Origin of the sequence: Prevotella jejuni (assembly GCF_900187995.1) — a bacterium.
In the GTDB taxonomy this organism is placed as follows: Bacteria; Bacteroidota; Bacteroidia; order Bacteroidales; family Bacteroidaceae; genus Prevotella; species Prevotella jejuni.
Map to the genome: position 1 here is coordinate 1 of NZ_FZNZ01000009.1, position 13,798 is coordinate 13,798.

The 13,798-nt window shown below is 42.9% G+C and carries 10 protein-coding genes and 1 tRNA gene; 10 read left to right on the plus strand and 1 reads right to left on the minus strand.

The genetic code is table 11. The features are described from left to right. Positions 1-314: helix-turn-helix domain-containing protein (locus tag CHB62_RS04330; RefSeq protein WP_141240402.1), on the minus strand; the 314-nt coding region annotated here is incomplete at its 3' end. Between the two features lie 336 nt (positions 315-650). Between CHB62_RS04330 and rlmN the strand changes: the two genes are divergently transcribed. From rlmN to CHB62_RS04380, 10 genes are all read left to right on the plus strand, one after another. Then, entirely contained in the window at positions 651-1,709 is a 1,059-nt protein-coding gene (rlmN, locus tag CHB62_RS04335; protein WP_089365843.1) for a dual-specificity RNA methyltransferase RlmN, read from the plus strand. 42 nt (positions 1,710-1,751) lie between these two features. Further along, positions 1,752-2,888 (plus strand): PdxA family dehydrogenase, encoded by a 1,137-nt coding sequence (locus tag CHB62_RS04340; protein WP_089365844.1) that lies wholly within the window; start codon positions 1,752-1,754, stop codon positions 2,886-2,888. A 41-nt stretch (positions 2,889-2,929) separates the two neighbouring features. Next, positions 2,930-3,931, plus strand: coding sequence for a lysylphosphatidylglycerol synthase transmembrane domain-containing protein (locus CHB62_RS04345; RefSeq protein ID WP_089365845.1), 1,002 nt, complete (start codon positions 2,930-2,932; stop codon positions 3,929-3,931). A 233-nt stretch (positions 3,932-4,164) separates the two neighbouring features. After that, positions 4,165-5,406, plus strand: coding sequence for a sigma-54 interaction domain-containing protein (locus tag CHB62_RS04350; RefSeq protein ID WP_009012026.1), 1,242 nt, complete (start codon positions 4,165-4,167; stop codon positions 5,404-5,406). Between the two features lie 40 nt (positions 5,407-5,446). Then, positions 5,447-5,983 carry an LptE family protein gene (locus CHB62_RS04355; RefSeq protein WP_009012027.1) on the plus strand — a complete coding sequence of 179 codons (537 nt, stop codon included), beginning with the start codon at positions 5,447-5,449 and terminating at the stop codon, positions 5,981-5,983. Between the two features lie 56 nt (positions 5,984-6,039). Beyond that, complete coding sequence (locus tag CHB62_RS04360) at positions 6,040-6,810, plus strand: DUF8458 domain-containing protein (RefSeq protein WP_089365846.1); 771 nt, start codon at positions 6,040-6,042, stop codon at positions 6,808-6,810. 10 nt (positions 6,811-6,820) lie between these two features. Continuing rightward, positions 6,821-7,204 (plus strand): preprotein translocase subunit SecG, encoded by a 384-nt coding sequence (gene secG / locus CHB62_RS04365; protein ID WP_089365847.1) that lies wholly within the window; start codon positions 6,821-6,823, stop codon positions 7,202-7,204. Positions 7,205-7,293: 89 nt separating this feature from the next. Then, positions 7,294-7,367, plus strand: a tRNA-His gene (locus CHB62_RS04370). A 755-nt stretch (positions 7,368-8,122) separates the two neighbouring features. Next, positions 8,123-8,527, plus strand: a complete 405-nt coding sequence (locus tag CHB62_RS04375) for a hypothetical protein (RefSeq protein ID WP_009012030.1) — start codon at positions 8,123-8,125, stop codon at positions 8,525-8,527. Positions 8,528-8,669: 142 nt separating this feature from the next. Further along, entirely contained in the window at positions 8,670-13,610 is a 4,941-nt protein-coding gene (locus CHB62_RS04380) for a DUF4132 domain-containing protein (RefSeq protein ID WP_089365848.1), read from the plus strand. The last annotated feature ends 188 nt before the right edge of the window (positions 13,611-13,798 follow it).

A 13,798-nucleotide genomic window follows, 5' to 3' on the forward strand; every position in this document is an offset into this window, starting at 1 on the left:
TACTTGCCGTCCTTGGCCAATACACCAGATATTTGTTCTGGAGACCATTGCTCAGTAATAAGAAGGCACTTCGCCTCTTCCATGACATCCTTGTCGACTGAACGATTGCCTGGCTTTCTGCGCCTTGTTTGTACTGCATTTGCTTGGGCAGTTTCCCAATTATAGTGTCTTCTGACTCCACTATTACGTCTTATTTCACGAGACACTGTACTTGCACTTACATTTATCGCCTTGGCAATATCTTTTTGTTTCGTTCTATTTTGGAGTAGCACAGAAATTGTGTACCTTTGCTCCGAGGTTAATTGTTTGTACATTGCAATGCAAAATTAATTAATCTTTGGGAGACAGAGGTCTCCCTTTCTTATTTTTATGCATTGCTTGTTGATTTTCTTCTCATGGGGGCTTCTCGCCCCCAAACCCCGCGGTGTTTTCAGGTATAGATTATTAAGCTACACCAGCACTTGGGATTGCAGTTCTATGTTGAACTTGCGGAACCATAAAAAAACTCTTGTATAATACGTGGTAAATTCCTTCTTACTTTAGCGGACTTTATCACTCCATATTATCGAAGTATCTCAAAAAAGAAAGGAAAGCACGAATATTAGCTATTTTTTCGTTATCTTTGCAGCAACAAAACATTGAGAACGAGAATGGAAAGTGCAAAGAAGTATTTGTTGGGAATGACACTTGGCGAACTGAAAAAGGTTGCCAAGTCGCTCGGAATGCCAGCTTTTACAGGCGGACAGATAGCCAAGTGGCTCTATACACAGCATGTGAAAAGTATTGATGAGATGACGAACATCTCAAAAGCAAACAGAGAGAAACTCGCTGCAGAATATGCTATTGGCTGTAAGGAACCTATTGATGCACAACATTCTAAGGACGGAACCATCAAATATCTCTTCCCAACTGATAATGGTAAGTTTGTTGAAACGGTGTATATACCAGATGAAGACCGTGCCACACTCTGCGTTTCTTCACAAGTGGGGTGTAAGATGAACTGTCTCTTCTGCCAGACAGGAAAGCAGGGTTTTGAAGGTAGTCTTTCGGCTACAGACATTCTCAATCAGATTTACTCCCTCCCTGAACGTGACAAGCTGACGAATATCGTCTTCATGGGGCAGGGCGAACCAATGGATAATCTTGATAACGTACTTCGTACCACAGAGGTTATGACAGCTGATTTCGGCTATGGATGGTCACCAAAGCGCATTACAGTGAGCAGTGTAGGTGTCAAAGGAAAACTCAAACGGTTCCTTGATGAAAGTGACTGTCACGTTGCTATCAGTATGCACACCCCTCTGCACGACCAGCGTTCGGAGTTGATGCCAGCAGAAAAAGGAATGTCTATAGAGAGTATCATCGAGTTACTCAGCAATTACGATTTCTCACATCAACGTCGTCTGTCGTTTGAATACATTGTCTTCAAGGATTTCAATGATAGTGAGGAACATGCTAAGGCGATTGTACATCTACTCAAAGGATTGGACTGCCGTATCAATCTTATTCGTTTCCATCCTATCCCTAATATTCCATTGCAGGGTGTTGATGACAATAGGATGGAGAGATTCAGAAACTATCTGACACAACATGGTATCTTCACAACAATCCGTGCCAGTCGTGGACAGGATATCTTTGCTGCCTGTGGTCTGCTCTCAACGGCAAAGAAGATTGATGAGGAAAGAGGAAGAAAGAAAAGTAAAAGATAAAAAGGAAACTGAATAAAACAAAACAATACAAGATATAATTATATGAACGAGAATAAAAGAATCCGTATAGCAATCACACACGGAGACACGAACGGCATTGGTTATGAGCTTATCTTTAAGACCTTTGCTGAACCAGAGATGTTGGAACTCTGCACGCCCATCATCTATGGTTCGCCTAAAGTAGCCACCTATCATCGCAATGCACTCAATATTGAAGCTAACTTCACTATCATTAAAGATGCATCAGAAGCACAGAATGGACGGCTTAACCTGCTCCCTGTCTTCGATGACGAGATTAAGGTTGAATTAGGTGTACCTTCTGAGGAAGCTGGTGTAGCTGGTTTACGTGCTGTAGACAAGGCTTTAGAAGACTATCGTCAAGGACTATTTGATGTTCTCGTAACCGCTCCTATCGATAACAATGAACATTTCCACTTTAGTGGTCAGAGTCGATATATTGAAGACCATTTGGACACAGAGGAGCAAGGACTATCTGTATTGATTAATGATGGACTACGTATTGCCCTCGCTACACGTAATCTCCCATTACGCCAAGTAGCAGAGTCTATTTCAAAAGCAAGTATTGTCAACAATGTAAGTGCACTCTTTAAGACTCTTCGTCGTGATTTCCGCCTTTCTTGTCCACGCATTGCCGTACTCGGTTTGAACCCCAAAGCTGGCGACAATGGTTTGTTGGGCTCTGAAGAACAAGAGATTATCTTGCCAGCTATAGACGAACTGGTAGAAAATGGAATACAAGCTTTCGGTCCTTACCCTGCTGACACCTTCTTTGGCTGCAACGATGCAGAACAGTTTGATGGTATATTAGCAATGTATTACGAACAAGGACTTGCTCCTTTCCGTACTCTTTCGTCATGCCATGGTATCATATATACAGCGGGATTATCACTTATTCGTACAGCTGCAGAAATACCAAATAGTCTGGCATTAGCAGGTAAGGGGATTGCAGACGAACTACCCTTCCGCCATGCAATCTATCTCGCTATAGACATCTTCCGCAATCGTGCAGAATACGATGCACCTATGGGCAATCCTCTTCCAAAGCTTTACAAGGAAAGAAGAGATGAAAGCGACAAGGTGCGCTTTGCCATTCCACGTAAGCGTGAGGACCGCACACCAAATAATGGCGAAAGCCGTAATACGAAAGAGACACACTAAGCGTGTCCTCTTTCTACTACTGATATTAATAAAGAAGACCTATGAACAAAAAGTTTCAGAACATCTTCTTCATCTTTGGCTTGGTTGTACTCTGTATTATGGTGTACAACCTTGACTTTACTGATGCATGGCAAAAAATACAGCATGCAGGTTATTGGTTCCTTGCTGTAGTTATACTTTGGGCATTCCTCTACATCTTTAATACGGCAGCTTGGTACACGATTATACGTAGTCAGACACAGGATGCAGAGGAACGAAAGAAGGTTTCTTTCCTATGGCTTTATAAGGTTACTGTGTCAGGCTTTGCCCTTAACTACGCTACTCCAGGAGGACTTATGGGTGGTGAACCTTATCGTATCATGGAACTTACACCAAAGATTGGAGCTGAACGTGCAACCTCTTCTGTCGTCCTTTATGCCATGACCCACATCTTTAGTCATTTTTGGTTTTGGCTTGTCTCCATCTTTCTTTATATCTTCACGCAGCCTGTCAACCTTCCAATGGGTGTGATGTTAACTGCAGTCTTTGCCTTTTGTGTGTCTGCCATTTGGTTCTTCCTCACAGGCTATAAGAAAGGTTTAGCAGTTCGGGGAATGAACCTTGTACGGCATATACCTCTTATAAAGAGATGGGCAGAACCCTTTATTACCAGTCATAAGGAAGAGCTCGACAGAATTGACACACAGATAGCATCATTACACAACCAAAACCCACGTACCTTCTTCACCGTCGTTCTACTTGAGTTTTCATGCCGAATTTGTAGTGCATTAGAGATATTCTTCATCCTTTTAGTATTACTCCCGTCAGTCAATTACTTTGACTGTATTCTCATTCTTGCCTTCACCTCTCTCTTTGCCAACATGCTCTTTTTCATGCCTCTACAATTAGGTGGTCGTGAAGGAGGCTTCCTAATGTCTGTCAAAGGCTTAGGACTTACGCTCGAAGCGGGCATTTTCGTTGCCCTACTGGTACGTATTCGTGAGCTCATTTGGACAGCTATTGGCTTACTACTTATCAAACTGAATAGAAGACAAGACAAGTAATCCGCAATATAAAAACAGTTATAAAAAAGTTCGCGAACAATCATCAAGATGTTCGCAAACTCTTTGTGAATTATTCGCAAACTTTTTTTAACTTGTTATACGACTGACGTTCATAATTCTAAACTATTTGAATTATCCTTTATCAGAGGCGGCAAAGAAAGACAAAAAGAAAGTTGTTAAAGTCTGCCAAAGTTGCAGTTTTTTCAAATTTAATAGGTAAATTTGTCAGTTAAATGAATACAACAGAATTACAGAAAACCAAACAACGATATAATATTGTCGGTAATAGTGACGGACTAAACCGTGCATTGGATGTTGCTCTACAGGTAGCACCCACTGATTTGTCAGTACTTATTATCGGCGAGAGCGGTGTTGGTAAGGAAATTATCCCACGTGTAATACACGACAATTCGCCTCGTCGCCGTGAGAAATACTTTGCTATCAACTGTGGTTCTATCCCAGAAGGAACCATTGATAGCGAGTTATTCGGTCATGAGAAAGGTTCTTTCACTGGTGCTATAGGTGAGAGTGAAGGTTATTTCGGTATAGCCAATAAAGGCACAATCTTCCTTGATGAGGTTGGTGAACTACCAATAGCAACGCAAGCTCGACTGCTTCGTGTACTTGAGACAGGAGAGTATATTCGTGTCGGAGGACAGGAGATTCGCAAGACTGACGTACGCATTGTTGCTGCTACCAATGTAAACATGCGTAAAGCCATCAGCGAAGGAAAGTTCCGTGAAGACTTGTTCTATCGTCTGAATACAATTCCTATCCAAATGCCACCACTCCGTGATCGTGGCGAAGATATCCTACTTCTATTCCGTCTTTTCGCAATGCAAATGGCCGAGAAGTATCATCTTCCAAAGATTACACTTACCGAAGAAGCCCGACAGATACTGTTACAATATAAGTGGCCAGGCAATGTTCGTCAACTAAAGAACATTACCGAACAGATGTCAATCCTTAGTGAGAAACGAGAGATTGATGCTGACACATTGCTGCACTTTATCCCTCGTGATCAGGATAGTACACAACTTGCACCAATACAAAGTGGTGGTACGCATAGTTATGAGAGCGAACGTGAGATTCTCTATAAGATACTCTATGAGTTAAGAGGAAATGTAAGTGACTTACGTCGCGACCTCACCAACGTTCGTAAACAGTTGGAAGAGAGTAGACAACTCAATGGGGCAAGTGGATTCCAACCTGCTCCACAGACAGTCTCAAACCTCCCAGCCACTGCTAACAAGCAACCTATCACCCCTACTCGTACGATAGAACCGGTTGAAGATGCTGAGGCTGAAGAGATCTCTGAACCAGAGACACTCAACCTAAATGATATTGGGAAGCAACTCGTGGAGAAAGCATTAGAACGCAACAATGGCAATCGCAAGAAAGCTGCCTTAGAGTTAGGTATCAGCGACCGCACCCTCTATCGTCGCATCAGACAATACGGGTTAGACAAAGATTAAACAATAACTACGTAAAAGAATTATCCTCTCATAAAAGACAATGAAGATAGGAAAGAACATAATATCTATTCGTCCACTCACATGGGGTGTAACAGCTATCTGCTTGCTCTTGCTTGTAGCGTGCAGTGTATCTTATAAATTCAATGGTGCAAGCATTGATTATAGTAAGGTACATACTATCCAGATTTCAGATTTCCCTATCCGTTCATCCTACGTATGGGGCCCTATGGGACCAATGTTCAACAACCAGTTGAAAGATGTCTTTGCCAATCACACACGCTTACAACAAGTGAAGCGAAATGGAGATATGAAGATTGAGGGTGAAATCACACAATACCAGCAACGTAATAAGAGTGTTTCAAGCGAAGGATATTCTGCACAAACAGAACTTTCCATCACCGTCAACGTGCGTTTCACAAACAATACTAACCATAGCGAAGACTTTGAGCGACAGTTCACAGCCACAGCAAGCTATGAAACAGTACGTAGTCTGAACTCTGTACAGGAGGAACTCGTCACACAGATGGTGAAAGATCTTACTGACCAAATATTTAATGCAACCGTAGCTAATTGGTAAATACAATTCATTTGCACTATCATTCTTACCATTCCCCCTCATAAACGCTTCAACACATGGATATAGCCAATCTGATTAATCACCCAGAAAATCTGAACAAGGAGACCTTATATGATCTCCGAAGTCTGCTTGCGCTTTATCCTTATTACCAACCAGCACGTATCCTACTATTACAGAATCTCTTCCTACTCCACGACCCGACCTTCGATGACGAGTTGAGACGTGCTGCTGTTTATATCTCTGATCGTCACATACTATTTAAGCTTGTAGAAGAAGCTCACTATCGGTTGATTCCACAACAGAAACAAGTAAAAAAGCAATCAGAGACTTCTACTGCTACACAGACAGCCAAAGAGGAACAGGATCGTACGACCTCACTGATAGACAATTTCCTGGAACAAATCCCAGAGGAGGCCGAAAGAGAACAAGAGACAGCTGGTGTACGTAAACCAACACCTGCCGATGCAACTGTAGACTACGTTGCTTATTTACTGGAAAGTGAGAGTAAACAGAAAGAAGAGGTCACCCCGCAGCTTAGAGGCCAAGAACTTATCGACGACTTCATCTTCAACGAAGGAGGTAAGATAACCTTACAAGAGGAAACAGAATACGAACCAGAAGAAAACAATCATAACGAAGCAGCCGAAAACGAAGATACTGGCTACTTCACCGAGACCTTAGCAAGAATATATATAAAACAAGGTAGATATTCCAAAGCATTGGAAATTATTAAGCGATTAAATTTGGTATATCCGAAAAAAAATCGTTACTTTGCAGACCAAATACGGTTTTTAGAGAAATTGATAATAAATAACAATAAAAAATAAGACAAGAAAAATGTACACGTTATTAGTAATCCTTATCGTGATTGCAGCACTTTTGATGATTGGTGTCGTACTGATTCAAGAGTCAAAGGGCGGTGGTCTTTCTTCAAATTTCTCATCTTCTAATGCCATCATGGGCGTTCGCAAGACTACGGATTTCATCGAGAAGACTACATGGGGTTTAGCTATTGCTATGGTAGTTATCAGTGTTGCCAGTGCATACGTGGCTCCAAGAGCAAGCACTGATGAGAGCGTAATAGAGAAAGCTGCAACGCAGGACAATACAACTAATCCTAATAACCTGCCTAACTTCGGCGCAAGCCAGCAGAAGCAGGCCGCACCAGCTGCTCAAGCTCCTGCTGCACCAGCTCAGGCACCAGCATCTCCAGCTAAATAAAAAGAAATAACAAAAAAGTACGGGAAATATTTGGTCGTTCCAAATAAAACCCGTACCTTTGCACTCGCTAAGAAGAAATAGCCAACATGGTGGATGTAGTTCAGTTGGTTAGAGCGTCAGATTGTGGTTCTGAATGTCGTGGGTTCGAATCCCACCACCCACCCTTCTTAAATTAAGCGGAAGTCTTTAATAGATTTCCGCTTTTTCTTTTATACACATGATCAGCAATAGTACTAATACAAAAATTAGTGATTTTGTAGTTTAATAACCGACTTAGATAAAACAAGAAATCTCTATCTCATAACTACCTCCTCATGGATAAAACTATAAAACACTGAGGGAATATAGCTTGTTCAGTATTTGACGTCATAAAGACTTGCTAACAAGAGAAGCTATTACACATATTACAAGAATATTTTTTATTTTAGTTTGCTGTCATTTTTAACATTTTATGTAACCATACTGATAACTAATTAGTTAGATGACGACTCCACATGACAGTAATGACAGCAAATTTAAAACCATCTCAAAACAAAGAAGTAGACTCATCCCCACTCTCACTCCGAAACAACGGGCACTACCCCAAAAGATATAAGAGAGAAGGACACATAGATTGAAGGCGTCTGGTAAGGCAGACTAAGTTCTTTATCAAATGTCATACACTAAATCTCAAAAAGACTACTTATTCACGAAATACTCTCATAACATTTCTTATTAATAGATGTCTACACATCATTACTGAATATAGCTAATTCCCTTTCTTACAACTGCCGAGAACCGTAAACCCACTTTCCAACGCTCGAGCCCATACTCTATTATCACCTTCTTACTCCCACTGAATACAAAGAAATGGGATAATATTCATTTGTTTACTAATTATTTCCTATATTTGCAAAGGGAAAGAAACACCTAAACAAAATGGAAGTACACATTGTAAAAAAGAAATTGGGGAGTAGAAAGGAATTAGGCAGACACCCTATAGAGATTGATGATACCGTCAATACGCTCGAAGCCCTACTCTACACCTTGACCCGACAAGGTCTGACAGAAGCCCAGACTCCGAAAGAGAACCATGCTTTATCCGACAGTGAGATAGCCGAACAAGCAGAAGAAGGACGCATCCGCTTTGCTGAGAACTATGGTGAAAACCATGACACACTTGAAAAGGCTATACAACGAACGCGGCAGGCATACGACGACAGCCTCTTTAGAGTATTCATCAACGGTGAAGAAATAACAACATGGGACGCTCCCATCAAGCTCTGTCAAGGAGCAGAAATCGTTATTATCAGACTCACCATGCTCACAGGACTTTATTTCTAAGACATCCCCTTAGAAATTCTGCCTACAAAGGCAAACTCTTAGTTTCTGCCATTCACCATAATTTCACCAACCCTTTCAGTCAGCAATACCGCATTGACAATAAAGGATTTATCATCTAAGAACCTACTAAAAAGAATAAGATATGAAAACAAAGCAAGAACTACAGGAACACTGTAAACAATATATTGAAAACATCAACCTATATAAATGCAATATATGGGAGGAGAAACTTGTAAAACGCTGCAGGGAGGATAACTATCAATTCGGCAACTATCTGAATATTTTCTATAATCCAATCACTGAGGAAAATTTCTCTTTTCAAACAATAGAAGAACTCCTTTCCTCAGGAGCAAACCTCCCTCACATTCTCCCCAAAGACTTTTCCGAACTCTTAGAAGCGCATTTGAGACAGCTCAAAGACCTCTCCCATACGAAAGGAATCTATCGCATAGACGTAAGAGGCGACCTCGACTTAATGGAGATAGCATCTGACATATCAGACATAATGCGAACTTTCTTTGCCACAGCTGCCTATGGCCTCACTATTGACGAGCTCATCCGTGGACAGTACCCAGATGTTACAAACTATTTCTTCTCGTTCACTCCGGTTCTTACTGCTGCCATCCAACAAGGTAAGCCAGAAACTATCGAAGCTACAAAAGAGGTGTTGACCAGTGAGAACAACATCGGAATCCTCACAAAAAGCCTCATCACAGCCATAGAGTCTAATAACAATGAGGAGTTGCACATGCTCCTACTCAACGTGTTGAGGGCAGCAAAACTACAAGAAGGTCTACGCCAAAGTATCGTAGAATGTGGTAATGAATATAGTCTGACATTCTATAAACGATTGATTGGTGTCATTGCTGAAGAAGGACTCCTACGTTATAGCTCCGTTAGACGGTCTGTGCAGACGTGGGTAGGAATAGGCTACGAGACTGTTACCGACAAAGATATAAAGACCATCTTTGAAGGTATTTGCCTGTTCCTGAGCCACCCTAAGGAACGAGCAAAAGCCTATACAGGTCCGAATGCACTACTCGTTTACGTTGCTTTATATACCGCTGGCGCTGAAGACTTCAATGTTGCACAACATGATGCTATACAGTTAATCAACAATGATGCCCCACTCCAAAATCGTATTGCAGCCATCTACTATCTTGACCGTTCAAGTCATTTCAAAGTTACTGACCACCTCGAGTTCTTTGCGAAGCATCTGGATGATCCTTTCACAAAGGCTTTCTTCATACAACAATTAAGTTGTACAGCCAGGGAGGAAAAGTATGAATATGGGAAGGTTGGCCGTGTCTCGGGAAAACAACGTGAACTTTTTCAACAGCTTTTTGATGAGATTGCGAAATGGGAGAAGGAGGTTAAGAATAACACAGACTTCATCTTCAAAGGCTTTGAATGGTTCAGAATCCGTCTTACACGCGAGACCTTCATCAATGCTTTGTGGGTGTTTGCCTGCCAACTGAAGACGCAAGAGACCATTGACCACATCCTTCTTGAGAAGATTCCTAACTGGAGTGTATCCTTTACCAGATATTATAGATATGGTCAAGACGATGAACGCAAAGAGCCACTACGTGCTTTTATGCAGGACTATTACCCCTTAGGCAGTCCTGAAGCACGTCGCCAGTACCTTACAAAGAATATCTTTAGCTACGAGAAGGAGGGTTTTGAATTTCTCTTGACCTTCTTCCCCAAGGAAGACTTTACCACCACGGATATCAAGGAGATAGAGAAGAAACTGAAATCCAAGGTCTCTGACACACGTAATAAGGCTGTCCGCATCCTTCTCACCTTACCTTACTCGCTGCTGAAAGCATCTTACGAACGCTTGCAGACTACTAATGGAGACTATATCCCAGCCGCTTTGACCGAACTTAGGGAGGGCAACAAACAGCTTGCAAAGGACTTTGCTCCTACAAGTGTAGAGACAAGCACTGTCACACCAACGTCCTATCCTGGCCCTGAAGGTGGTTACGGTCTGTACAAGACGGGGGAGATACCAACCATTAAGCTATCCGATCCTTTCCTGACAAAGAACGATTCGCAGTCGTTCCTTGGTAAGGTATTCAATAAGATTACCGGTAAGAGCCATGCAGATGCAAGCTCTGTCTTTACCTATACCATTGACGAACTACGCAAGCTATACACCGAACTGGAAAAGATTATAGTAGAGAATGCCGACAAGGAGTATAAGAGTCGCTGGGGAGGTACACAAATACTTGGAGATAGCTATCTTTCTTTTACGTCTGATGAGCAAACCCTTGACACCCTTCCCTACCCCGAGCTATGGAAAAGTTTTCTGACCGACCATCCTCTCAAAGACGAAGATTTATTAGGTATCTATCTGATGCTTATTGTGTTTGAAGGCAACTATCATACAGAAATCGTAGACCTTAACGCAGACAACTATCCCTTCAAGGGTCTAAAGAACGTTGAAAGCTGGAAGTATGACTACCATTTCAAACTTATCATAGCGACCTTACTTGCCGACTTAAACAGGAGAAATCCGGCCCTACTATTCCGTCAAGCCTACGCGACACTTGCGCTGATATATTTCTATTGTCCGACTAACAAGTATATAAGAATTTCTTCTTACGATTCAGAGAAAGAGGGATATATATTCAACAGCCATTTCTTCTCAATTGCGATGAGGTATGCCGAAAGTAGTTGGAGAACCGAAGAAGAGTTCAAGCTCTTTGCTGAGATGACATTGGCAATGTATGAGAAGTATGCACCATTGGCCCGAACTGACAAATCGACATATTACTCTGACTATAGCATAGATGCACTCTTACTATCCCGCTACAACCTTCAAGGACATCTATCTGACGATGCCTTTATGGAACTACTGCTGCAGGACGAGGGCAAACAGCTACAGGAAGCAGGGAATTACATCTATAACACACGCGGTCACCGACTCTCTTTACAATATGAGGACGAGAAGATATTTGATGCTCGATACGGCAAAGAGACTTACGAGAATTTGCGGAGAGTCATCAACAAGATAGCTCAACACCTCTTTAAGATTGAGATGACGCGCCTTAATGCACCAACGACAGCCTCCTACCTCATCACCCGTGCGGGCAACGCAATGGTGCTGCAGGGTGCTGAATATATGGTTAAGGCCATGAAGACACTGGGTAAAGACCACCTGATGGCAAGCAGCTATGGCACAGAGAAGCGTGTAGTACTGACCGATATCATCGAACGTACCTTCCCACTCGACACAGACGAGCCTGAAAAACTCAAGTCAATCAAAGACGACAGACTCTTAGAATTAGCCTATTTTGCACCGCAGTGGGTTCCACTTATCAAAGCACATCTCAACTGGGAAGGCTTCGATCTTGCCTACTACTACTTCATTGCGCATACAAAGGAGATGGGCGAAGACGAGAAGAGGGCTACAACAGCGCTCTTCACCGACCTCGACCCAGCTGATCTTGCCGATGGAGCCTTTGACGAAAAACTCTTTCACGAAGCTTATACCGTGGTTGGAGAAAAGCGTTTCGAACTGTTCTACAAAGCAGCACGATACATCGGAAGCAGTAACTATCACAGTCGTGCGCGTCGCTTTGCTGACACGGCTCTCGGCAAGATAGATGAAGAAACCATCACAGAACAGATACATTCCAAGCGCAACAAGGATGCTGTTTGTTCATTGGGACTACTCCCAGACAAAAGCGACAAAGCATTGCAACGCCGCTATCAGCTTATACAAGCCTTTCTGAAAGAGTCGAAGCAGTATGGTGCACAGCGTCAGGCGTCAGAGAAACGGGTATGTGAGATTGCCCTACTGAACCTCTCACGTGGTGCAGGCTATGCTGACCCAATGCAGCTGACGTGGCGCATGGAGAGTCAGCAGGTGACTGATAATGCTGCTTACTTGCAGGGAATCAATGTGGAAGGATACACACTGAGACTGCAGTTGGCCGAGGATGGCACCAATAAACTCATCATCCAACAAGGCGAGAAGGTATTGAAAACAGTACCAACAAAGATTAAGAAGCATCCCGACTACCTCAGTATTGCCGATATGGGCAGGGAATGGACGAAACAGAGAAAGCGTGCTCGCACAATGCTGGAGGACATGATGATACGACAGACACCATTACGTCCACAGGATGTAGAGGTGATTGCGCAAAATCCTATTGTCAGTCCGATGTTCCGATTACTGCTCCTTCGACAAGGGACAACCACAGGCTTCCTTACTGACAAAGGTTTGGAGACCCTCAATGGTGTACGTAAAGTGAAAACTAATGAGCCTCTCACCATTACCCACGCGCAACAACTCTATGCCGACGGTACATGGTCAGCCTGGCAACACACCGTCTTCAATAAGAAGATAGTACAACCTTTCAAACAGATATTCCGTGAGATCTACATCCCTACACCTGCCGAAGCAGAACAGAGTGAGTCGCTCCGTTACAGCGGATACCAGATTCAAGTGAAGCAAGCCGCAGCCGCATTGCGTAGCCGTGGATGGAATGCTGACTACGAAGGAGGCCTCCGCAAGGTGTTCTATCGCCAAGGTATCTCGGTTGAACTCTATGCAAAAGCCAACTGGTTCACACCTGCCGATGTGGAGGCTCCAGCCATTGAGTATGTAAGCTTCTCATCTACACGTTCTGACAAGCAACTGAAGATTGCCGATATCGACCCTATTCTTTATAGCGAGGTGATGCGTGATGTGGATATGACAGTCAGCATAGCCTTCGTTGGTGGCGTCGACCCAGAGACAGGAAACTCAACGAAAGAACTCCGTGCAGCCATTGTCAAGTGTACTGCCGAGCTGATGAAATTCAACAATATAGCGGTTTCTGACAACTTCATCCACGTCAAAGGCACACTTGCTGACTATACTATCCACCTCGGTTCGGGCAATGTGCGACAGGTTGGTGGTGTAGAGATTCCTATCATCCCCGTACATGGTCAGCACCGTGGGAAACTCTATCTCCCCTTTATGGATGAAGACCCAAAGACCGTGGAGATTGTTTCCAAGATGGTACTCCTTGCAGAAGATAACAAGCTGAAAGACCCAACAATTTTGAAGTGGATTAAACGGGAATAACGTTAACAACTCTTCCGAATGACGCTGAAGATTGTAAGGATATTTTAATCATCCCTCTCCTCTCAATTTGAGAAGGGGCCGAGAATGAGCCTAAAAGAGGCCCTTCTACGTTCAAGAACATGCCCTTCAAGGGTTAAGAAGACGCCCTTCTTGCTTCAAGAAGGGCGTCTTCTTCAACACTGTTTGTA

Excerpts from the sequence above, each read along its gene's own strand:
- rlmN (WP_089365843.1), top strand. The coding sequence starts at position 651 with ATGGAAAGTGCAAAGAAGTATTTGTTGGGAATGACACTTGGCGAACTG.
- CHB62_RS04340 (WP_089365844.1), top strand. The coding sequence starts at position 1,752 with ATGAACGAGAATAAAAGAATCCGTATAGCAATCACACACGGAGACACG.
- CHB62_RS04345 (WP_089365845.1), top strand. The coding sequence starts at position 2,930 with ATGAACAAAAAGTTTCAGAACATCTTCTTCATCTTTGGCTTGGTTGTA.
- CHB62_RS04350 (WP_009012026.1), top strand. The coding sequence starts at position 4,165 with ATGAATACAACAGAATTACAGAAAACCAAACAACGATATAATATTGTC.
- CHB62_RS04355 (WP_009012027.1), top strand. The coding sequence starts at position 5,447 with ATGAAGATAGGAAAGAACATAATATCTATTCGTCCACTCACATGGGGT.
- CHB62_RS04360 (WP_089365846.1), top strand. The coding sequence starts at position 6,040 with ATGGATATAGCCAATCTGATTAATCACCCAGAAAATCTGAACAAGGAG.
- secG (WP_089365847.1), top strand. The coding sequence starts at position 6,821 with ATGTACACGTTATTAGTAATCCTTATCGTGATTGCAGCACTTTTGATG.
- CHB62_RS04375 (WP_009012030.1), top strand. The coding sequence starts at position 8,123 with ATGGAAGTACACATTGTAAAAAAGAAATTGGGGAGTAGAAAGGAATTA.
- CHB62_RS04380 (WP_089365848.1), top strand. The coding sequence starts at position 8,670 with ATGAAAACAAAGCAAGAACTACAGGAACACTGTAAACAATATATTGAA.